Origin of the sequence: Liquorilactobacillus vini DSM 20605 (genome assembly GCF_000255495.1) — a bacterium.
Lineage (GTDB): Bacteria > Bacillota > Bacilli > Lactobacillales > Lactobacillaceae > Liquorilactobacillus > Liquorilactobacillus vini.
Map to the genome: position 1 here is coordinate 1 of NZ_AHYZ01000031.1, position 21,816 is coordinate 21,816.

A 21,816-nucleotide genomic window follows, 5' to 3' on the forward strand; every position below is an offset into this window, starting at 1 on the left:
CAGGCTTAACTATCTTAACTGAAATTGACCTCTTTTTCAAACTTAACGAACGTTTGTTTGCTAATTAAAAAATGTTATGCTAAGATAAAAGTAGTGAATTTTTATTGGAGTGGCTTACAATGACAAAAACATCTGAAAAAAAGCAACTAGCAATTTTGCGTTTTATTTACGAACGAGTAACTACCCAAGGTTATCCGCCAACTGTTAGGGAAATTTGCGAAGCTGTCCAGTTATCATCAACCTCAACTGTTCACGGTCACTTGAGCCGACTAGAAAAAAAGGGTTACTTGCAAAAAGATGCTACTAAACCGCGAGCAATTGAGTTGACCAAAGCTGGTTTAGAACTAATTGGCATTAAAATTCATGCCAAAAAAATACCGATCATTGGTACGGTGACAGCTGGTTCACCAATTTTAGCAGTTGAAGAGACAAATGACTTCTTCCCCTTGCCACCTGAGTTTGACTCAGCTGATAATTTATTTATGCTAACAATCCGTGGTGAGAGTATGATTAACGCTGGCATTTTAAATGGCGACCAAGTCATTGTTCGCAAGCAAAGATCAGCAGATAACGGGGATATCGTAATCGCCATGACTGAAGATAACGAAGCAACCTGTAAACGATTTTTTAAAGAAACTAATCATATTCGTCTGCAACCAGAAAATGATACCATGGCTCCAATTATTTTGAATAATGTTTTAATTCTTGGGAAAGTGATTGGGCTTTATCGTAATTTTATTTCATAAAAAAACCGGATTTTCTAACGATAATTGTCTAGAAAATCTGGCTTTTTTTAGCTTTGTTTTAGTTTATCAGCTAAAGTAATTAATTCCTGTGCATGTTCAATGGCAGATGACGTAATCTGGCTTCCTGCTACCATTCGCGCTAATTCTGTGACTCGCTGCTGGCGATTTAGTTTTGTGACTATTGTTTGCGTGCGACCATTTCCAACTGTTTTTTCTACCAGTAAATGATGATCACCAACTGCAGCAACTTGTGGTAAATGAGTGATACACAAAACTTGTGAATGTTGTGCCAATTGCAAAATTTTCTCAGCAATCGCTTGCGCAACTCGACCGCTAACTCCGGTGTCAACTTCATCAAAAATGATACTGGTAAGGTTCCGTTGAACAGCAAAAATTGTTTTCAAAGCCAGCATGATTCTTGACATCTCTCCACCAGAAGCAATTTTTGCTAATGGGCCCATTCTTTCTCCAGGATTAGTTTGAATGTAAAATTCTACCTGATCGTGACCAGTTGGCTTTAACTGATTAACTGCAGCAAAATGCACTTGAAAGACCGTTTTGCTCATATAAAGAGCTGCCAGCTGCTGATGGACTCTTGCCTCAAGTTTAACTGCTGCCTGCTGACGAATTTGCGACAAATCTTGAGCTAATTTTTCAGCTGTTTGCCGCAAATCAGCAACTTGTTTTTCCAATTCATCACCACTTGATTCAGTGGCTTGCATTTGTTGCAGTTCAGTTTTTATTTTTTGATAATATGCCAACACTTCAGCTAACGTACTACCATATTTATGTTCTAATTGATGAATCAATTCTAAGCGTTCATTGACCTGATCCAAACGATCTTCATCCCACTCTAACAGATCATTTTGACTAGAAAGATCATGACTGATATCTTGCAACAAATAAAATGCATTAGTAACATCCGTTGAAATTTTTTTCAATTGCGGTGAAAACTTCTCAATTTGCTTCATCTGTTGCATAACCGTTCCAACTTGGTCGATCAAAGCGATTGGTTCACCATTTAACAGCTGATAACTTTGAGCTAAAGTTTGCTGGATCAACTGAAAATTTTCAAGTTTTTCTTTTTCCTGTATCAGTTGTTGCTCTTCTTCTTTTTTTAAGTTGGCGCTTTCAATTTCGCTAACTTGAAACTTCAACATATCTAAACGTTGAATCCAGCTCTGTTCATTTTGCTTGCGTTGCTGCAAATAGATAGCTTTTTTACGAAAACGTCCAAAAGCCGCTTGATATTTTTCTTTGACTGGCTGAATTCGTGAATCAAATTGATCAAGCAGTTTCAAATGATTCTCAACTTGCAAGAGACTCTGTTGTTCATTTTGACCATGAATATCAATTAGCCACTGCCCAACTTGACGCAAAATCGTTCTCGTGACCAAGGTACCGTTAATGCGACAGGTTCCATGCCCACTGCGTGAATATTCACGCTGCAAGATTAAATTGCCTTCATCCCAGTTAATACCGAGCGAATGCAAAAAGTCTTGTTCAGCTGAGGCTAATGGCAAATCAAACAAGCCTTGTAAAATAAATTTGTTAGCCCCCTTGCGAATAAATTCTTGTGAAGCCCGACCACCTGCCAATAAGCCCAAAGCATCAATGACAATTGATTTTCCTGCTCCAGTTTCACCAGTAATGACTGTCATTTTAGCCTGAAAAGTAATGTCAATTTGCTCAATAATAGCAAAATCTTTAATTATCAATTCTCGCAACATCTAACCATTCCCTTAAAATTTCAGCTGACCATTTCTAACAGCATTCTTTGAACCTCTTTAGCTGCCCGTGGATCCTGAGCAATTACTAGAACTGTATCATCATCACCTAAAGAACCAAAAATTTCTTTAACTTTCAATTGATCAATCAAACTAGCAACTGCTGGGCCATTACCCGGCAATAATTTGATCAAAAAAAAGGATTCATGTAATCTTGAAGATAAATACGCATCATGCAAAGTCTTTTTCAACTTTTTCTCAGCATTTAATTTCTTTTCAGCCGGTAAACTATATTGATAGCCACCATTTGGAGCAGGTAATTTTACTAATTGTAATTCCTTAACATCACGCGAAACAGTTGCTTGAGTGACCTTAATGGCCTGCTCTTGCAACAACTTTACAATATCTTCTTGCCGATCAATACTATACTGTTGAATTAACTTTCTAATTGCTTTTTGTCTTTCAAATTTTCGCATTAATTTCACCGTTCCCTAAATAATATTCATTCATATAATATTATATTTTGGATAATTATACAAAGAAAAAATTTGGCTATGACTAATTTAAATTTTGCCAAGCTGAGGTGACCACCTGATCAATATCAACATTAGCTGATATTTCTCCTGAATGATTGCGAGTCTTTAAATGTATTAAGAATTCAATATTTCCTGTGCCACCCTTGATTGGTGAAAAATCTAAACCACAAATATCATAATTCTCCTGAATAGCCAAAGAAATTATTGACTGCAAAACCTCACGATGGATTTGACGATCACGAATAATTCCATGTTTACCAACCTTATCTTTGCCAGCTTCAAATTGCGGTTTGATCAAAGCAACCACTGAACTATCAACAGGTAAAATTGCATGTAAATTTGGCAAAATCAACGCGAGCGAAATAAAAGAAACATCAATTGAAGCAAAAGTCGGTTGCCCCCTCGTAAAATCTGTTGGCTGACTATAACGAAAATTGGTCTGCTCCATGACAACAACGCGCGGATCTTGACGTAATTGCCAAACTAGTTGATTTGTCCCAACATCTAATGCGTAACTTAATTTAGCCCCATTTTGCAGCATCACATCTGTAAATCCACCTGTTGATGCTCCAATATCTAAAACAATCTGGTCTTTGACGCTTAAATTAAAGACCTGTAAAGCTTTGGCTAATTTAAAGCCTCCACGACTGACATAAGGCATCTTATTTCCCTTAAAGTGCAGTTCTGTTGTTGGATCAATTTTCATTCCTGGTTTATCAAGTCGTTCTTCATTTTTTCCAAGAATCTCTCCAGCCATGACCGCTCGCTTAGCCTGTTCACGACTGGCAAACAATCCCTGCTTAACTAAGAGAACGTCAATTCGCTCTTTCTTCATTGCTCTTCCTTTCTTGAAAAATATGTTAATAACCCCTGCAAAAGACTGCAATCTACTCCTGCTTGCGACAAAGTTTTCAACGAATTTGCAGCTCGGTCAACAGCCCCGGTCAAAGCATCCCAACTTTGGGAAATTCCAAGCAAGCTAGGATAAGTGTTCTTATGCTCATTTTGATCTTTATGAACCTTTTTACCCATTTTGGCTGTTGTACTAAGTTCATCCATTAAATCATCATAAATTTGAAAAGCCAAGCCAAAATTTCGCCCATAGTTTTCGATTGCTATTCGTTGCTCCAACTTAATTCCTGCTAAAATAGCTCCTGCCTGACAAGCATATAAAATTAAAGCTCCTGTTTTTTGTTGATGGAGTTTCTTTAATTGTCTCAAATTTAAACGTTGTTGTTCTCCCAAAATATCACTCATTTGACCGCTAACCATTCCAGAAACACCAGCCGCATGGGCTAACAAGCCTACTAATTCGCTAATTGTTTTTGAGTTCAAGCTAGTCTGAGTCAACCATTCAAAAGCGGTCGTTAATAAGCCATCGCCAGCTAATACCGCAGTTGCTTGACCAAATTTTTTATGATTAGTTAAAACTCCACGCCGCAAATCATCATTATCCATTTCAGGCAAATCATCATGAATCAAGGAATAAGTATGCAGCAATTCTAAACTCCCAGCTACATCTAAAACAGCTTGATCAATCTTGCGCTCAAAACTTTGGCAAATTGCCAAAATCATCATTGGCCGAATTCGCTTGCCACCAGCCATAACTGAATAAGTCATAGCTTTTAATAAATACGGCTGAGCAGTTAAGTTTTGTAAATATTCACTCAAATGTTGCTCAAGCTGTGGCCGATATTTTTTTTCAAATTGAACCACTTTTTGATCAATCATTAGCATGATCCCGCTCAAAATCTTTTTGCTCACCATTTTCATCAACAACTTGGGTCAAAGTCTTTTCGGCATTTTCAAGTTGCTGTTGGAGTTGGCGACTTAACTTAACTCCGTTTTGAAATTGAACTAAAGCTTCTTCCAATGGTGTCTGTCCCTTTTCCAATTCAACAACGATTTTCTCCAATTCGTTAAGCTTATCTTCAAAAGTTTGTTTTTCAGCCATTTTTATTCTGCTCCTTAATCTTAATTGCTTTGGCAATAATTGTTCCATCCTTAAGATGCAAATCAAAATTTTGGTTAAGTTTCACTTCAGTAACTGACTTAACGACTTGATTAGCAATCACTACATATCCATATCCACGCGCCAATATTTTTAACGGGCTCAATGCATTCAACTGGGCAATTAACTGACCAGTTTGCTGCTGACGTAATTTTAAATAATTTTGACCATTTTTCTGTAAATTTTTTTGTAGAAAAATCAGTTGCCGCTGTTTTAAATGCAACTGTTCCAGCGGACTGACATTAAATAAATGTTGCTTTAAAGTTGTCAATTTTCTTTCTTTAGTTACTAAAATATGGTCAGCTTGTTGTTGCAGTCGTTGATTTAATAAATCGATCCGTTGAAAATAGCCTTCATATAATCGTCCTGGTTGCAGAAAAATGGCTGCCTGGCTCAAGCTAGCCAATCGCTGCTGCTTTGTATGTAACAAGCCGCGAAAAGCCTGGACCAAGCGCAATTGCTGCTGCTTGATCTTTAATAATTCATCACTTAAAACTGGTACTGCCAATTCTGCAGCCGCAGTTGGTGTCGCCGCCCGCATATCTGCCACATAATCTGTTAAAGTCGTATCAGTTTCATGACCAACTGATGAAATAACTGGTAACTTGCAGGCAGCGAGTGCACGCACAACTCGCTCCTCATTAAATGGCCAAAGATCCTCGATTGAACCGCCACCACGTCCAATAATCAAAACATCAAAATTCCCTTGCTCAACTTGTTGAATTCGGGCGACTAAATCACCAGCTGCTTCTTGCCCTTGAACCTGGGCAGGAAATAAATATAACTTAGCAATTGGATAACGCCGACGCACAGTCGTCATAATATCTTTGATGACTGCACCAGAGCGACTGGTAATCACTGCAATTTTTTTAGGAAAGTGCGGCAACTTTTTCTTAGGTTGCGAAAATAAACCTTCAGCTGCTAATTTTTCTTTAGCTGTTCATAAGCTTGATATAATGCACCAATCCCAGCTGGTTCCATTTGTTCAACATAAATCTGATAACTGCCACTAGCCGGATAAATTGAGACACGACCAACTAAAATAACCTTCATCCCTTCTTCAGGTTTGAATTTAAGTTTAGCAAAAGCTGAGCGAAACATGATCGCATTAATTTTTGCCTGTTCATCTTTCAAACTGAAATATTGATGAGCATTGGGTCGAAAACGATAATTTGAAATTTCTCCAGTTAAATAAACTCGACCCAAGTAAGGATCAGCATCGAATTTTCTTTTTAAATAGCCAGTTAATTCACTGACTGTCAAATATTGTCTTTCCTGTTTCATTTTTCCTGTTTACTCCACTTGGCAAACTCAATCGTTTGTTTCATTAACATTGCAATCGTCATTGGTCCAACTCCCCCAGGAACAGGTGTCAAATAACCGGCAACTTGACCAACCTCCGTCTGTTCAACATCGCCAACTAACTTGCCAGCAGCATTTCGATTGATGCCTACATCAATAACAATTGCTCCTGGTTTAACATCTTGGGCTTGAATAAAATTGACCCGACCCACTGCTGCTACCAAAATATCAGCTTGGCGCGTAATTTCACTTAAGTTTTTGGTATGACTATGAGCAACTGTTACGGTTGCATTTTGGTTAAGCATCAAAGCAGCTAGTGGTCGACCAACAATTTTGCTGCGGCCAACAATCACAACATTTTTTCGATCAACTGAAATTCCATATTCTCTTAACAAATACATAATACCATTTGGAGTACAAGGAATGGCATAAGGATCATTAACAAATAAACGACCTAAATTATAAGGGTGAAAACCATCAACATCTTTCTTTGGTGAAATTGTTTTCGTGATTCGATCAGCATTAATTTGATCCGGCAAAGGCAACTGAACTAAAATTCCATTTATCGTGGGATCATTGTTTAATAAAGCAATCTTTTCTAATAACTCAGCCTCACTGGTATCTTTTGCTAAACGCAAATCCAATGATTCAATTCCAATTTTTTCAGCCATTCGATGTTTGTTTCGAACATAAACTCGACTTGCTGGATCATCGCCCACCAGGATAACTGCAAGCTTGGGAATGATTCCTTGATTTTTAAGAGTTTTGGTTTCTACCTGCAAATCATTAGTCAATTTAATTGAAAGCTTTTTTCCATCTAATTTAACGGCCACTTTCCCACATCCTTAAACTATTCATATTAAATTATATTTTAACATAATTATTCATCAAGCAAGCTTTGAAATTAGATAAAAAAAGCTGGCATTGCCAGCTAAAAGTAATTAATTTGAGACAATCAGGTTCGATAAAATTCCATTAATAAAGCGACGTGATTTTTCATCACTGAATTCTTTAGCTAATTCAAGTGCTTCATTAACTGCTACCTTATCTGGTGTTTCAGTTATAAATTTGATCTCAAAAACAGCAATTTGCATAATTACCAAATCAGCCTTATTTAACCGCTCAAGCGACCAATTTTGCTTTAAAAATTCAGTAATCACCTGATTAATCTCTAGCAAATTTTTTTGAACGCCCGCAATCAGTAACTTTAAATATGCTGGCATCTCAGAAGGCATATTCTTATTTACCTGTTGAAGCTGCTGATATAACTCAACCGAATCAGTTAATGAGTTGCTCTCCCAAGCAAACAAAATTTGAAACGCGACTTGACGCATCTCACTTCTTTTCATCGTCACTTTTTTTCACCATTTTCTTCTGCAAACAAATCATCAGGATCAACCGCTGCAGCTTGTTTTTTGGGAACTACTCCCTGCACGTAAACATCAACCGACGATAATTTTAATCCAGTCATAAACAAAAGCTGTTGTTTAACTTTCTCTTGAATTTCGAGAGCTACTTTAGGTACTGCAACACCATAATTCAAAAAAGCATAGACCTCAGCACGTAGATTCTCACCATCACGAGAAATTTTTACACCTTTTCCCCGATTCTTTCGGCCAAATAATTCATTTAAACTACTTGCCAATGACCCGCGCATTGAATAAACACCATCAACTTGACTGGCAGCAATTCCTGCGATCACTTCAACAACTTCTGGAGCAATCTCAATTGTACCAGTTTGCGAATCACTATTTGCTAAAATGATATTACTATCTTCTGCCATTGAACTTTCCTCCCAGTGTAAATCTGCTTAAAAATTCAGCTTAACAGCAAATAAAAACGTCTTATACCCCAAAATTTTTAACTAGGGTCATGACTTCTCCATTTAAAAACTCTTGGCAACGACAAATTATGCTTTAAGCCCGTGAAACATAACTACCATCTTGAGTATTAATTGTCAAAACATCACCTTCGTTAACAAAAAAAGGAACTTGCACAATTAATCCAGTTTCCATTTTAGCCGGTTTGGAACCACCAGAAGCTGTATCCCCTTTAATTCCCGGTTCAGTTTCAGCAACTTTAAGATCAACTGTATTCGGCAAATCGATTCCTAAGGTTTCATTTTCATGCATAATAATATTAACGACCATATTTTCTTTTAAATAATTCAGTTCGTCTTTTATTCGCTCTTGCGGCAATTCCAGCTGTTCATATGTGGTTGTATCCATAAAGACATAATTCGTCCCATCCGCATACAAATATTGCATCTTGCGATTATCAATCTGCGCCTGCTCAACTTTTTCGCCGGCCCGGAAAGTTTTTTCCTGAACAGCTCCCGTTCTCAAGTTTTTTAATTTGGAACGTACGAAAGCCGAACCCTTACCAGGCTTAACATGTTGGAATTCTACAACCCGCCAAAGTTCGTCATTAACTTCAATTGTCAATCCATTTTTGAATTCATTTACCGAAATCATGTCTGATCCTCCTAAAAATCGCTTTTCCATTATCTAGCTATCCCGAAAAGCTCATATACATTTTATAATAGCAGTTCAACCGCAAGAAATGCAAGCTTCTTTAATTATAATTCATGGTATTGACGATCAAAATCAGTTAAAACTTCATAGCCTGTCTCAGTAACTAGGATATCATCTTCAATTCGAACGCCGCCAATTCCCGGTACATAAACGCCTGGTTCAATCGTAATTATTTGCCCGGGAAATAATTGATCTGTAAAACGTTGACCAACATTTGGCAGCTCATGAATTGCCAAACCAATTCCATGACCCATTCCATGATTGAAATATTTTCCATATCCTGCTTGAGTAATGATCCCGCGCCCAATTTTGTCTAGTTTGCTGCCCATTACGCCGGGAACAATTGCTTGAATCGTTGCTTGCTGAGCTTTTAAGACTAGTTGGTACAACTCACGAAATTCAGTTGTCTGCGGACCAATCGCAAAAGTTCGAGTGACATCAGAAGTATATCCATGGTAAAAATAGCCAAAATCTAGAGTTACCATTGTATTTTGACCAATTAATTGGTTAGTGGCTGTCGCATGCGGCCAAGTAGAATGTTCTCCGCTAGCAACAATCGTCGTAAATGATTTCCCGCTAGCTCCTTGTTTGAGCATAAAACCATCAAGATAGTGACTCAAAGCCAACTCAGTCAAAGCAGCTGAATTGTTTTTCATTAAATCTAAAACTGCCAGGTAACCTTTACCAGCAATTTGGCATGAACGTTTTAATACTTGAATTTCGGCCGGTTCTTTAACTGACCGCAACTGCTCAATTATTTGTGTAACAGCAGCTAAATCTCCAGGAAAGTTTTCATCCAAAAAGCCATAATTAGCATAACTTAGACTATCTTCAAAAGCTAAAGCCGTCAAATTAAGTTTTTGAGCTAACTGACAAACTTCTTGTAAATAATTACGGGTTAAGCATAATTTCCAATTAGGACATTCTTGCTGGATCTGTCTTTCAAAACGCCAATCGGTAATTAAATATTGGTTCTTGGCAGTTATTAATAGAACACCATCATCACCACTAAAACCGCTTAAGTAAAACCGATTAGTTGGTTCAGTTACTAAAAAACAGTCAAAATGCATTTCTTTGAGTTTTTTTTGTAATAGATTAGTTCGTTCTTGAAACATCTTTTCCTCCAAATTAAAAAGCCAACATAAAACAAACTGTTTCATGTCAGCTTTAATCATAAATTATTCGGTCACCGGATAAACAGAAACTTGTTTTTTATCGCGTCCTTTGCGTTCAAAACGAACCACTCCGTTAACTTTCGCAAACAACGTATTGTCGCCGCCCATACCTACATTCATGCCTGGGTAAATTCTTGTTCCACGCTGGCGATAAAGAATCGAACCACTGGTTACAACTTCACCATCAGCACTCTTTGCTCCAAGCCGCTTAGACTCAGAATCACGTCCGTTAGCGGTTGAGCCGCCACCCTTTTTATGAGCGAAAAACTGTAAATTCATAATCATCAGAATTCACCTCCTATTTTAATGACACTAATTAACTTGCAGATATTTCTTATAGGATGCCGCAATATCTAACAATCCAAGTCTCAAGCTTGCCAATAATAGTTGAACTGCAGCCTGATCACTTTCCACGACAGTCACATCTAAATACCCACCGTTAGTTTCATCCTGTTGAACTTTCAAATGTGCATTAACCAACCGCTGTAAACTATTGACTGTATTGATTGCTAATGCAGAAACAGCTGCGCAGACGATATCCTCACCGTAAATACCTGATCCCGCATGTCCACTCAAAACAAAGCCATTAATTTCCTGTCCTTGATACTTAAACGATGCTTTAATCATACTCTAACCAACAACCATTAAGCATTGATTTCATCGATAACAACTTTAGTATATGGTTGACGATGGCCTTGTTTAGTATGCTGATGTTTCTTTGGCTTATATTTATAAGTAACAACTTTGCGACCACGACCCTGCTTTTCAACCGTACCAGTAACTGTTGCACCATCAACAAAAGGCTTACCAACAATTGTCTTTTGGTCGCCACCTACTAAAACTACTTGATCAAAAGTAACTTTCTCTCCAGCAGCTTGTGATAACTTTTCAACATAAACCGCTTGACCAGCTTCAACTTTAAGTTGTTTGCCACCTGTTTTAATAATTGCGTACATTTTGTTGCACCTCCTTATTCTACTTAGACTCGCCACGATCCAGTGCCTCAAAAAAGAGAACTTTACTTAACTGCTCATGTGCGGTTGCAGCTGTGCAAGCACGTATGCAACGCCCAAATCATAACAAAAATTCATCTAATCGTCAATTATCAGACACAATTAAAGGTCCAGTCAAACTGGGCCTTTAATTTCACACAACTAACTGGCGCGGGAGAGATTCGAACTCTCGACCGTCCGCTTAGAAGGCGGATGCTCTATCCAGCTGAGCTACCGAGCCATAAACAACGATCTATATTATACATTGAATTTTAAGAAATGTCAAATTGATATTTATATTACATTTAGATGTCTTTTACTTGAACTTTATCCAAAAATATGTAACAATAATGTAACGAAAGTAATCTAAAGGAGGTGAGCTGGATGACCGCTTTCTTAGCAATCATTGGAATCCTTGCACTGGCTAGCGGAATTCAGTTCTTTACTGGTCAGCAAAAGAAACAAGCTACCTGCAAACATTTCAAACGCAACCATCAACTCTTTTAAATTTACATTATGAAGCTGTCATTTCATAATTTAAAAATTCCGTTTCCAATTCCGAAACGGAAAAATGCAAGTCAACTAAACCGTACTTGATAAAAATATGCCAAGCATGAACCAGCGGCGTTGGTTGCCGGTTAAAATAGCTTTGATTAATTAAATGATCAAGCGTCAGATAAGTCTTGGCCAGTGAACGGACCTCCTTTTGCTTTATTAGGAAGTCCTCTTTTTTTGGTGAAAGTAACAGTTGAAATCCCCATTTATTTGTTAAAGCAATCCTAAGAATTGCTTCGACTACCACTAAGTAATCAACTTGAAGGCCTGTATGATGATTAGCAGTATTATTAAAAAATTTTGCTAAACGAACTTTTAAGATCATATATTCAGTTGGTAAACGACCAGCTGCATCACTTTCTCCATTCTTGGCAAATTCAGTCAATTTTTTTTGCTGAACTATCGCTAACATTTTTCTAACATCCAAGATTTTGCCCCCCTTTATGAAAAATACAACTGATCTGCTTTAATTTCTAAAACTACTAAATTATTTAAATACCAATCTTTAAGAAAGTCATACTTTAATAAAACATCAAATAAACTAACTTTTTGATTCGGATCCTGAACTGCCAATCCCCATTCACCAAAGGCTGCCGTTTCTGGATTTGTTTGCCGAAAAGCCTTGAATATAACTTGATCGTTCAAGCGCAAAATTGCAGTCTGATTAGCTCCTGCCTCTAACATTTTGTCTGCAGCAGCAGCGGCAATAAATAAGCGATCTAAAATTTCAGATGGCAATTGCGGATCAGTAATTTGATAAACACAATTATTGGCCGGATCTAGCAAGCCAAAGTCAACATCAAAACCAAAATCTTCTTTTAAAAACTTCCCAATTTCCCATAACGAAACTGCAAAAGATTTTATTTTTTGATGCTCAATTTCAGTAAAATAATCGATCAATAAAAGTTGCGTTAAGGCATGGCTGTTGAAACGCAAAACATGTCGAGAAAAGTTCAAGTAAAATAATTTCAGCTTGCTTTTTTTTTCAATATAAAAAGCCCCATTTGCTTGATTATCTTCAAGTTGAAAAATGAAGTACCCTTTAGTATTGATTCCAGGGAATTCATGATATAACTCATGATACTGATCAGAAGACTGCAAAATCATACCAGCACGCTGATGCAGTTCTAACAAACGATTTAAAAAAATCAGGTAGAAATCCGATCGACTGTACCTTTGTGGGAAAGTTAAAAAGGCAGTATCCAACTGATAATTTGTCAACTTCGCTACTGCTGTTAATAATTCAGCGACGGAGTTCGTTGAAATCAGGGTGTCCAATAACTTAGTAAAATTAAAACCATTTTCCAAGCTATTTTTCAACTGATCATTATAGGCCATTAAACGACCAGTTGTGCTTAAAGTGGCGGAATGTTCTCCTTTTGGTAAATAAGTTACTGTTTTATTTTTAGATTCATTCATTTGTGATCTTCACCCGTCCTTTAGTTGCAATCAAATCCGCTATATAATCACGATACAATGAGCGATTGCGAGTTTCAAAATTCTCAAAGCTGCCAAACTTAGCAATAATACTTTGCTTTTCATAACTAATTAAAGTATCTTCTTTTGATAGTTTGAGAATTTGAGCTTCACTTTCACGGATCATTTGATAAGCACTCTGGGCCTTTTCATCCTGATCAGTCAAATCAGAGAGCCGTTTCACCAGCTGCTGTTTGGATTCCTTATGCTTGCCTGCCTCCCAAGGCATAACCTTTTCCTGTGACTATTTGTTTCAATTGCTGACGAATTTTTTCTTTTGCTTGGTCACGTTCAGCTTGTGAATCAATTAAAGCCTGGAGCTGATCAGTCTGTTGGGAAATAGCTGCAATTTTATCACTATTTAAGCGTTTCTTTTCTCGTTCCAGTTCAAACGACTTCTTTAATTTTTGATATTCTGTTTCATCAAAATTAAATTGCACTTTTAAAACATCGAGTTGTCCAAAAAGCCGGCGATCCCACCAATTGCCAAAATAAAATTGAAACTGACCTAAAGCTGTTTGTTCAAAATAAAAGAATGGATATGTTTCTTTTAAAAAAGCTAGTAAATTAGTACTCAAATATTGGCTCAGTTTAGCTTTAGCATCATTCAGCAATTGTTCATTGCTCGGATCGGCTGTACTATGTTTGGCCTGCATAATTTCACTAGAATAATGTTCACCATCAATCAGTTGATAAATCAAACGATCATCTTTTTCTTGAACGGCATTTAGCAATGTTTGTAAATATCGGATCTTATTGGCAACCGTCTTCGCTAGCGTTTTAGCTGCAGTTTGGTATTGAATCTGTTCAGTTGTTGAATTGACATTTGCCACAAAATCTCCCCCTTTGCATTTGGCTTAGCACCAAATTCACAAAATACTTATTAAATTAATTATACCATTTGACATTCGTTGATCCCAAGATATTAGCTGTTATTTCGTACTTGATACTGTCGCTGATAGTTCCTAATACCAAGTAAAACATAATTGGCTGGATCCTTAGTTGCATCTAATTCAACTTGTTGATTAGAATATTTTTGTTGTTGATAAAGTTCTTCATATTCAGCAATTGAAATTTTTTTTCGCGCTGCTAAATCTGCGCCAGTTTTAATGAAAGCAACTTGTTTTTTAAAATTTTTTTGAAGAATTCCACTAAAAAACTCAGCCTGAGCACCAGATCCATAACTGTAAAATCCTAAACGATCTCCAGCTTGTAATCGATCAGAGTTTTTTAAAAGTGACAAGAAGCTCAGATATAGTGAACCTGTGTAGAGATTACCGACCTGCCGATTAAAATAACGAGCAGCTTCAAACTGATGTAACAAATAACTGGCAACTGGCAAAGTAGTTGTGCCTAACAAGCTGCGTAAGCCTTTTAATCCCAATTTGGTATAAGGCAAATGGAACAATACCGCCGCAAAGTCACTTAATTTTAAATTAGTTTGATTTTGATAAGTCCGCCAAACTTGCTGCAGCAATTGCAAATACAATTCAGTTGAAAATTTACCCGCTACTTGCGCCTGACTTTCACCAATTGGCCGCCAAAAATCCATGGCATCTTCCATGGCAGCAACATTATCATTATTTAATGCTAAGATCCGCGGGGCTGCTGATAGCAATAGTGCCACTGCACCGCCGCCTTGAGTTGGCTCACCGGGCGTTTTTAGCCCATAGCGTGCAACATCAGCTCCTATCACCAATACTTTTTCCCTTGGATGGGTTAACAAAAAACCATAAGCCAGTTCTAAGCCTGCTGTTGCCGCAAAACAAGCCTGCTTTAGTTCAACTGTTCTGATACTGCTTGGTAATTCCAATAGTCCAGCCAAATACGACGCAGCCGATTTAGAATTGTCCACTCCTGATTCAGTTCCAAACAAAATCAAGCCCAGATTTTGCTTATCAGTTGAATCGAGAATCTGTTCCACTGCATTTGCTGCCAAGGTTACAGCATCTTGCGTTGGGCGGATTACCGCCATTTTCTCTTGTCCGATCCCAATCAAGTATTTGTTTGGATCCTCATTTCTAGCATGGGCTAAATCTACCATATCAATGTAGAGATCCGAAGTATAAAAACCAATTTTATCAATCCCAATTTGCAATTTCAACTACCCCCTTTAACGAGATTTGTTAATAAAAACCTCACCGAATAAAGTAATGAAAAAAACTACTCAAATTAATTTTAACATACTATTGCTCTATTCGCTGAATTCTAAAAAACTGCCAAATTTGAAACTAAGCCGCTTTTAAAACAACAGTCACTAGCTTATCTAACTAAATATTTTTTCTGGCAAAGCTTGGAAATTCCTGACCAATTAAAAATTGACTAACTTTTCTTGTCTCCTGGTTAGTCATTGACTAACTTTGTGTTCCGTTTCTATCCTTTTCAGTAGCTTTTAGTCAATCGTTGTAAAATAAAAACGCCACATAACTGGAATGTGACGTTCTAAAACTATCCAAAACGGAATGATAAGGAGAGTACAGGATTTGAACCTGCGCGCCGGTATAGACCGGTTCGCCGGATTTCGAGTCCGGTGCATTACCACTCTGCCAACTCTCCAATCTTTAACAACAAAAATCATTCTACCAAAAGTTCACCAAAAATGCAATTACCATTGATCAACTATTTCAAACAAAGTCCTTGATGATGCAGAACCTTTAATAACTCATTGCGCTTGGTTGACTTTTGATCTAATTTCTTACCAATTTGATTGGTAAAAGAATCAATTCGCCGATTACTATCACGTAAATCATAATACGTCCGCACAATTTGATCATAAGCTTCAAAATCAGCGAGCTTAAAATTTGCCGGATAATTATTTTCAAAAAAACAGCTTGATAATGGTAAGCGTGGCTTTAATTGCGGTTCTTGATCAGGAATGCCAACCTGAACGCCTAAAACTGGAAAAGTTAGTTTAGGTAGATTGAGAATATCGATCATCCGTTGTGGATCATTATTAATACTTCCTAAGATCACTGCTCCTAAGCCTAAGCTCTCAGCTGCAGTTACAAAGTTCTGAACACCCAGAATTGCATCTTCCAAACCCTGAATAAAAATATCAGTTTGATGCAATCGACCATCATTTTTGCCCAAATGTTGCCGAATTTGTTGATTACGAAATAGATCAACAATAAAAATAAATAAATCACCGTTTGCCCCGACATATGCTTGATTTGAAACTTGGCAAATTGCTCGCCGCTTAGCCAAATCAGTAATATGCAAAACCGTTCGTTGCTGCAAAAACATGCTGGTTGCCGTTTGATCAACGACCTTAACCAGCAATTGCAACTGTTTTGGGGTTAAACAGTGGTGTTTAAAAGCCCTAATCGTCCGATGCGTTAACTGATGTTTAATTGTTTGATTATAATTTTCTGCCATCTTCAGCTCTCCTAAAAAATCCAATCCAATTGGCCATTTTTCTTCACCATTACACTCATCGCTGTTCCAGTCATTGAACCAGCAAGTTGTAGCTGTCGAGAAGTTGCTTTGATAAAATAGCCTTTTTCATTACTCCAAATACACTTCCATTGCCAATCACCATGATTATTACCAAAATGGCATTGTACCCAGTCAATTGCTTGCTGTTGATCAGCAAGATTCATTGCATCACTCTCATTTTGATCAGCATAAATTTTGACTAAAAACTGCTGATCTTTTGGTAAAGAAACTGGAAGTTGCTGATCTTCAGTTAAATTTTTGATTGGTAAAACTTTTTTTGAAGATAAATTAGTATCTTTTTGAGGCGATCTTTTTAAAAGTTTCCACCAAAGGTAACCTGCACCAACGACGACACTTGTTAAAAAAAATTTTTTCATTATCCCAATACTCCACCTAGACAAACTAACTTCAAAAAAAGAGCTAGAAAACTAGCCCTCCAAAATTTAAGCTATTGTTTAACCTCTAAAATCTTAACTTCCATTTCTCCACCAGGGGTTTCGATTGAAACTTTTTCGCCTAAATGATGACCAACCAGTCCCTTAGCAATTGGTGAGTCATTGGAAATTTTCCCTACAAATGGATCTGCTTCTGCAGCACCGACGATCGTATAGGTTTCTGGCTCTTCATCAGGTAATTCCTTAAAAGTAACCGTCTTACCGACTGCAATTTCATCTTGATCAATGTCGCCATTATCAATGATTTCAGCATGGTTCAACATCTGTTCAATCGTCTTAATGCGCCCTTCAACAAATGATTGCTCGTTTTTGGCTGCTTCATACTCTGAGTTTTCAGAAAGATCACCAAATCCACGAGCAATTTTAATTCTTTTAATAACTTCTGCTCGTTTGGAAGTTTTCAGCGTATTTAATTCATCCTCTAATTTCTTTTTTCCTTCTAATGTCATTGGATAAGTTTTTTCTTCTGCCATTTTCTTCACTCCTCAAATTATATTATAATTCATGATTACATCTTAGGATATCCCGAATTTTAGTCACTAACAAATCAATTGCAACTTTATTTTGACCACCTTCCGGAATAATAATGTCAGCGTAACGTTTGGTTGGCTCAACGAATTGATGATACATTGGTTTAACGGTTTTCAAATACTGCTTAATAACCGATTCTAGTGATCTTCCCCGCTGTTGAATGTCACGTTGGATTCGGCGAATAATGCGAATATCATCATCTGTATCAACAAAAACTTTGATATCCATCAAATCGCGTAACCGCGGATCATTTAAAACCAAGATTCCTTCAATGATGATTACCTCGCGTGGTGTCTGATGTTTAATCTGACTACTCCGGGTATGCGCCGTATAATCATAAATTGGAATATCAACTGATTTCCAGTTTAATAAGGCTTTGAGTTGACTGATCAGCAAATCAGTATCAAAAGCATCAGGATGATCATAATTGACTTGCAACCGTTCTTTAAAAGACATGTTTGCTTGATCCTTGTAATAAGAATCTTCCTGCAACATTAGTAACGAGTGCCGCTGCAACTGATCAAAAACGGCCTGACTAACTGTTGTTTTCCCACTCCCTGAACCACCAGTTACACCAATTACAACCGGTCGCTTTCGATTTGAATCGTTTATCATCGTATTACTTCCTAACTATATTTATTTCAAAGATCAATTGTTATCTTTAGCCAATTTTTTAACTAAAACTTGATGTTCAGCATATGTTTTTGAAAAATAAACTTTACCGGTTTTTAAATCAGCAATAAAGTACAAGTAATCCTGAGCTAAATCCTTTGGATACAAAACGGCCTTAACTGAATCTAAACTAGGGTTATTAAAAGGACCTGGTCCGACTCCATAATGACGATAAAGATTATATGGCGAATTCACCTTTAAGTCTTTATAAGTAACATTTTTCTTATGTTTACCTAAAGCGTATAACACCGAAATATCTGACTGGATCATCATTTTTTTGTTTAGCCGATTCTCAAAAACTCCGGCAATCCGATAACGATCATCATTAGTGACACCCTCGCGTTCAACTAATGAAGCTAACGTCAAAGTCTTTTGGACAGTCCAGTTTTTCTTACTGATCTCTGAATAGTAAGGACTTAACACCTGATTGGTCTTGGCAACCATTTTTTCAATCAAATCACGCAAGTTTTCGTTTTTTCCAAGCATATAAGTTGCCGGATAAAGATATCCTTCTAATTTATATCTAACATGTTTAGCATTGACAGCTGAGGATAACAATTGCGGATATTGTTTCGCTAAGCGCTTTAAGAACTGTTGATTATTTAATAACTTCAAGAACTTTTTCTTACTATATTTGGTTTTAGTTTGAACGACATCGCCAATTTGATCTGCAGTAACCCCCTCACGAACTAAAACCTTGCCAGATTTGATTGATTCACTTGCGCCACCTTTTTGTAATTTCTTAGCGATGGTTTTTAGCGTCATTGAAGGTTTCAATTCATAATAGCCAGCTTTAAAATTTGTAAAGTTATGCTTTTTTACATAATAATCAAACACAAAACTACTCTTAATAATATTTTTTTGTTCGAGAATACTGCCAATTTGTTTACTACTACTGCCGATTGGGATCTTGACTTCAATAATCTTTTGACTATTAGGATTCAGCGGTTTTAATGATTGATCAAAATATTGATAGCCGCGCCAGCAAACTATCAAAAGTAACACAATGATTAAACTAACGATTCCATAAATGATTCGATTAGCTTTTCGTTTATTAGATGTCGTTGTCTGTTTACTTCCATTTAAACTGACAGCTTTTTTTTCAGGCTTCAAAATACCACTCCATCTCCATTTGGTAAACACTATCTATTTTATTATACAAAACAATACTTAAAAATGCATTAACAAACTAAAAGAGCTGAAACAAAAAATGAGTTGTTTCAGCTCTTTTATAACTAATTCAAAAAACTTTATCGAATGATAGCGTTGAATTCACTTTGTAAACGATCTACAACATGATTAAAATCTGCATTGACAACTTCATCTGACAAAGTTGTATCAGTAGCTTGGTAAGTTAATTCATAAGCTAATGACTTCTTACCAGGCAGCACACCTTTCCCTTGGTAGACATCAAATAAATGGACATCTACTAAGTAACTGCCCCCATGTGCGTAGAGGTAATTGATAATCTTTGAATTTTCAGTAGCTTGATCAACTGCCAAAGCAATATCCCGCTTGATCGCTGGATATTTCGAAACTGGCTGGAAAACCTCTGTTTGGTTTGGTAGATCAATTATTTTTTGTAAATCAAGTTCAAAAACATAAGTTCGATCAATATGGTATTCAGCGCAGATTGTCGGATGAACTTCACCGACAAAACCAACAAATTCATCTTGAATATATATATCTGCCGTTCTTCCAGGATGCATTTCTTCATGACCGTTTGCTTTTTCAAACCGAACATTGGTTGCACCTAATCTTGCCAATAAGAATTCCACAATTCCCTTAATCACAAAGAAATCAACTGGGCGAACTTGATCGTGCCAACTACCACTAATAGTTTCCCCCGTCATAGCAGCCGCTACATGTTCAACTTCTCGTGGCCGCTCTTGTTCAGGCTGACGATAAAAGACCCGTCCCTCTTCATAAAGGTCAACATTTTTAACTTTACGAGCAACATTATAAGCGACATCATCTAGTAAGCCACTTAATAAATTCATTCTAATCGTTGTTCGATCAGAGCTCATCGGAAAACTCAATTCTGTTGCTTCTGATGGCTCCATCATAAAACGACCTGCTTTTGTTGTTGTTGTCAACCCATAAGAAATTGCTTGGTCTAGGCCGGCGGTTTCCAACAATTGTCTTACTTGCCGAATAATTTTTTGTTGTTTAGTATAATGACCCGGGGTTAATTCACCATTTGGTAAAGTAGCCGGCAAATTGTCGTAACCATAAATTCGTGCGATTTCTTCGATTAAATCTGCCGGAATGCCGATATCCCATCTTCTTGGCGGAACCGTTATTGAATACTTTCCTTGTTCTTCAGTTACTTCAAAACCTAAACGCTGAAAAATATTCGTTACTGTATCAGCTGCGAGCTGGGTCCCTAAAACGGCATTTATTTTTTGTAAAGTAATCATTACCTTCACGGCTTGAGCAGGTTTTTGCGCTGCCACCAATTGTTTAGCAACAACTTGCCCATCACCCAATTCAGCGATCATTTCAGCAGCAGCATCCAAGGCTTCAGCAACTGTTGCTGGATTAATTCCCCGCTCAAATCTCATTGAGGCTTCGCTATGCAAATTATGCCGCCGCGCTGTCTGACGAACTCGAGAGGGATCAAAGACAGCAGCTTCCAATGCTACCGTCGTTGTTTGATCTGTTACTCCGGTTCTTAAGCCTCCCATTGTACCAGCTAATGCCACTGGTCCTTGAGCATCGGCAATAACAATATCACGACCCGCGCGCAATTTTCGCTGTTGTTCATCAAGTGTTTCTAATTGCTCGCCCTCTTTTGCCAACCGCACTTTGAGTTGATTGCCCGCAAGTTGGTCAAAATCAAACGAATGCAGTGGTTGACCATAATCCAGTAAAATGTAATTAGTAACATCAACGACATTATTAATCGGTCGTACACCAGCGTTCCAGAGACGTTTTTGCAACCATAATGGACTTGACTTGATTGTAAGGCCCTTGATAACCCGCATTAAATAAGTTGGAGCTAATTTTTGATCAACTTCAACTTTCAAAAGGTCATTAATTGAAGTTGTTGGATCCTCTTTAACATGAGGATGTTTAAAATGCAGCTGTTTATCATAAATGGCCGCTAACTCATATGCCGTGCCCCGCATACTCAACATATCTGCCCGATTTGGCGTCACATCAAGATCAATGATTGTTTCGTCCATTCCTAAATAAGGAAAAATGCTGCTACCAATTTGAGCATCATCCGGTAAAAAATATATCCCATTAGCAAACTCTTTAGGCACCACGCTATCACTAAAACCAATTTCCTGTAGAGAACAAATCATCCCCTCCGAAACTTCCCCACGCATTTTGGCTCGCTTAATTTTGACATTATTGGCGATCCGTGCTCCCGGCAAAGCAACAATGACTTTCTTTTTAGCTTGTAGATTAGGTGCACCACATAAAATCTGAACTGGTTCGCCTTTGCCAACATCCACTTGGCAAATATTTAAATGATCTGAATCAGGATGTGGTTTGGCCTCATTAACATATCCCACAACAAGTCCCTTTAATCCATCCGACAAGTGATATGTTTGATCGACCTCAACTGCCGTTCGTTCGATTTTTTCAGCTAGTTGTTGAGGATCCACTGATAAATTAAGATAATCTTGCAACCATTTTGTTGAAATCTTCATTATTCAA

26 protein-coding genes, 2 tRNA genes, 1 pseudogene and 1 other annotated feature are annotated in these 21,816 nt (G+C 37.4%); of the genes and pseudogenes, 2 read left to right on the plus strand and 27 right to left on the minus strand.

Annotation, left to right across the window (positions count from 1 at the left end):
- Nucleotides 1–119 precede the first annotated feature (119 nt).
- The gene (gene lexA, locus ON15_RS01435) at nucleotides 120–746 is read left to right on the plus strand and encodes a transcriptional repressor LexA (RefSeq protein ID WP_010579691.1); all 627 of its coding nucleotides are present in this window, start codon (nucleotides 120–122) and stop codon (nucleotides 744–746) included.
- Between the two features lie 47 nt (nucleotides 747–793).
- Here the strand turns inward: lexA and recN are convergent, their stop codons facing one another.
- The 15 genes and pseudogenes from recN to ON15_RS01510 form a co-directional block, all read right to left on the minus strand.
- Entirely contained in the window at nucleotides 794–2,476 is a 1,683-nt protein-coding gene (recN, locus tag ON15_RS01440; RefSeq protein ID WP_010579692.1) for a DNA repair protein RecN, read from the minus strand.
- A 20-nt stretch (nucleotides 2,477–2,496) separates the two neighbouring features.
- On the minus strand, nucleotides 2,497–2,949 hold the full coding sequence (locus ON15_RS01445; protein ID WP_010579693.1) for an arginine repressor: 453 nt from the start codon (nucleotides 2,947–2,949) through the stop codon (nucleotides 2,497–2,499).
- 82 nt (nucleotides 2,950–3,031) lie between these two features.
- Complete coding sequence (locus ON15_RS01450; protein ID WP_010579694.1) at nucleotides 3,032–3,844, minus strand: TlyA family RNA methyltransferase; 813 nt, start codon at nucleotides 3,842–3,844, stop codon at nucleotides 3,032–3,034.
- Nucleotides 3,841–4,740 (minus strand): polyprenyl synthetase family protein, encoded by a 900-nt coding sequence (locus ON15_RS01455; protein ID WP_010579695.1) that lies wholly within the window; start codon nucleotides 4,738–4,740, stop codon nucleotides 3,841–3,843. Before ON15_RS01455 ends, ON15_RS01450 begins: the two co-directional genes overlap by 4 nt.
- Nucleotides 4,733–4,963, minus strand: a complete 231-nt coding sequence (locus ON15_RS01460) for an exodeoxyribonuclease VII small subunit (protein WP_010579696.1) — start codon at nucleotides 4,961–4,963, stop codon at nucleotides 4,733–4,735. The genes ON15_RS01455 and ON15_RS01460 overlap by 8 nt, the downstream gene beginning before the upstream one ends.
- A pseudogene (gene xseA, locus ON15_RS01465) lies at nucleotides 4,956–6,304 on the minus strand (exodeoxyribonuclease VII large subunit). The gene ON15_RS01460 and the pseudogene xseA overlap by 8 nt, the downstream one beginning before the upstream one ends.
- Nucleotides 6,301–7,155: a bifunctional methylenetetrahydrofolate dehydrogenase/methenyltetrahydrofolate cyclohydrolase FolD gene (gene folD / locus ON15_RS01470; protein ID WP_010579697.1), complete on the minus strand. Its 855-nt coding sequence runs from the start codon at nucleotides 7,153–7,155 to the stop codon at nucleotides 6,301–6,303. Before folD ends, xseA begins: the two are co-directional and overlap by 4 nt.
- A 108-nt stretch (nucleotides 7,156–7,263) precedes the next feature.
- The gene (gene nusB, locus ON15_RS01475; protein ID WP_010579698.1) at nucleotides 7,264–7,671 is read right to left on the minus strand and encodes a transcription antitermination factor NusB; all 408 of its coding nucleotides are present in this window, start codon (nucleotides 7,669–7,671) and stop codon (nucleotides 7,264–7,266) included.
- A 2-nt stretch (nucleotides 7,672–7,673) separates the two neighbouring features.
- Nucleotides 7,674–8,105, minus strand: a complete 432-nt coding sequence (locus tag ON15_RS01480; protein WP_010579699.1) for an Asp23/Gls24 family envelope stress response protein — start codon at nucleotides 8,103–8,105, stop codon at nucleotides 7,674–7,676.
- Nucleotides 8,106–8,238: 133 nt separating this feature from the next.
- Nucleotides 8,239–8,796: an elongation factor P gene (gene efp, locus ON15_RS01485; RefSeq protein WP_010579700.1), complete on the minus strand. Its 558-nt coding sequence runs from the start codon at nucleotides 8,794–8,796 to the stop codon at nucleotides 8,239–8,241.
- Nucleotides 8,797–8,900: 104 nt separating this feature from the next.
- A complete protein-coding gene (locus ON15_RS01490) occupies nucleotides 8,901–9,971 on the minus strand; it encodes a M24 family metallopeptidase (RefSeq protein ID WP_010579701.1) in 1,071 nt (356 codons plus the stop codon).
- Between the two features lie 63 nt (nucleotides 9,972–10,034).
- Nucleotides 10,035–10,322 carry a 50S ribosomal protein L27 gene (rpmA, locus tag ON15_RS01495; protein WP_026049423.1) on the minus strand — a complete coding sequence of 96 codons (288 nt, stop codon included), beginning with the start codon at nucleotides 10,320–10,322 and terminating at the stop codon, nucleotides 10,035–10,037.
- Between the two features lie 21 nt (nucleotides 10,323–10,343).
- The gene (locus tag ON15_RS01500; protein ID WP_010579703.1) at nucleotides 10,344–10,658 is read right to left on the minus strand and encodes a ribosomal-processing cysteine protease Prp; all 315 of its coding nucleotides are present in this window, start codon (nucleotides 10,656–10,658) and stop codon (nucleotides 10,344–10,346) included.
- A gap of 17 nt (nucleotides 10,659–10,675) precedes the next feature.
- On the minus strand, nucleotides 10,676–10,987 hold the full coding sequence (rplU, locus tag ON15_RS01505; RefSeq protein WP_010579704.1) for a 50S ribosomal protein L21: 312 nt from the start codon (nucleotides 10,985–10,987) through the stop codon (nucleotides 10,676–10,678).
- Between the two features lie 15 nt (nucleotides 10,988–11,002).
- Nucleotides 11,003–11,083: a sequence feature (ribosomal protein L21 leader region), on the minus strand.
- Between the two features lie 107 nt (nucleotides 11,084–11,190).
- Nucleotides 11,191–11,264: transfer RNA gene (locus ON15_RS01510), tRNA-Arg, on the minus strand.
- 143 nt (nucleotides 11,265–11,407) lie between these two features.
- Between ON15_RS01510 and ON15_RS12145 the strand changes: the two genes are divergently transcribed.
- Nucleotides 11,408–11,530: a hypothetical protein gene (locus tag ON15_RS12145; protein ID WP_268869588.1), complete on the plus strand. Its 123-nt coding sequence runs from the start codon at nucleotides 11,408–11,410 to the stop codon at nucleotides 11,528–11,530.
- Nucleotides 11,531–11,537: 7 nt separating this feature from the next.
- Here the strand turns inward: ON15_RS12145 and ON15_RS11175 are convergent, their stop codons facing one another.
- The 12 genes from ON15_RS11175 to pheT all read right to left on the minus strand — a co-directional run bounded on the left by ON15_RS11175 (nucleotide 11,538) and on the right by pheT (nucleotide 21,809).
- On the minus strand, nucleotides 11,538–12,005 hold the full coding sequence (locus ON15_RS11175; RefSeq protein WP_010579705.1) for a hypothetical protein: 468 nt from the start codon (nucleotides 12,003–12,005) through the stop codon (nucleotides 11,538–11,540).
- A 14-nt stretch (nucleotides 12,006–12,019) separates the two neighbouring features.
- Entirely contained in the window at nucleotides 12,020–12,997 is a 978-nt protein-coding gene (locus ON15_RS01520; protein ID WP_010579706.1) for a hypothetical protein, read from the minus strand.
- Complete coding sequence (locus ON15_RS11910; protein WP_235720417.1) at nucleotides 12,990–13,283, minus strand: hypothetical protein; 294 nt, start codon at nucleotides 13,281–13,283, stop codon at nucleotides 12,990–12,992. The genes ON15_RS01520 and ON15_RS11910 overlap by 8 nt, the downstream gene beginning before the upstream one ends.
- On the minus strand, nucleotides 13,258–13,887 hold the full coding sequence (locus ON15_RS01525) for a hypothetical protein (RefSeq protein ID WP_235720418.1): 630 nt from the start codon (nucleotides 13,885–13,887) through the stop codon (nucleotides 13,258–13,260). Before ON15_RS01525 ends, ON15_RS11910 begins: the two co-directional genes overlap by 26 nt.
- 92 nt (nucleotides 13,888–13,979) lie before the next feature.
- Entirely contained in the window at nucleotides 13,980–15,152 is a 1,173-nt protein-coding gene (locus tag ON15_RS01530) for a hydroxymethylglutaryl-CoA synthase (protein ID WP_010579707.1), read from the minus strand.
- Nucleotides 15,153–15,522: 370 nt separating this feature from the next.
- Nucleotides 15,523–15,610, minus strand: a tRNA-Ser gene (locus tag ON15_RS01535).
- 63 nt (nucleotides 15,611–15,673) lie between these two features.
- The gene (locus ON15_RS01540) at nucleotides 15,674–16,429 is read right to left on the minus strand and encodes an NADPH-dependent oxidoreductase (protein WP_010579708.1); all 756 of its coding nucleotides are present in this window, start codon (nucleotides 16,427–16,429) and stop codon (nucleotides 15,674–15,676) included.
- A gap of 11 nt (nucleotides 16,430–16,440) precedes the next feature.
- Nucleotides 16,441–16,866, minus strand: coding sequence for a hypothetical protein (locus ON15_RS01545; protein ID WP_010579709.1), 426 nt, complete (start codon nucleotides 16,864–16,866; stop codon nucleotides 16,441–16,443).
- Between the two features lie 71 nt (nucleotides 16,867–16,937).
- Nucleotides 16,938–17,417, minus strand: coding sequence for a transcription elongation factor GreA (gene greA / locus ON15_RS01550; RefSeq protein ID WP_010579710.1), 480 nt, complete (start codon nucleotides 17,415–17,417; stop codon nucleotides 16,938–16,940).
- A gap of 22 nt (nucleotides 17,418–17,439) precedes the next feature.
- Nucleotides 17,440–18,090 (minus strand): uridine kinase, encoded by a 651-nt coding sequence (gene udk, locus ON15_RS01555; RefSeq protein ID WP_010579711.1) that lies wholly within the window; start codon nucleotides 18,088–18,090, stop codon nucleotides 17,440–17,442.
- A gap of 33 nt (nucleotides 18,091–18,123) precedes the next feature.
- Nucleotides 18,124–19,260, minus strand: coding sequence for an endolytic transglycosylase MltG (gene mltG / locus ON15_RS01560; protein WP_010579712.1), 1,137 nt, complete (start codon nucleotides 19,258–19,260; stop codon nucleotides 18,124–18,126).
- 137 nt (nucleotides 19,261–19,397) lie between these two features.
- Nucleotides 19,398–21,809 carry a phenylalanine--tRNA ligase subunit beta gene (gene pheT, locus ON15_RS01565; protein WP_010579713.1) on the minus strand — a complete coding sequence of 804 codons (2,412 nt, stop codon included), beginning with the start codon at nucleotides 21,807–21,809 and terminating at the stop codon, nucleotides 19,398–19,400.
- Nucleotides 21,810–21,816 lie beyond the last annotated feature (7 nt).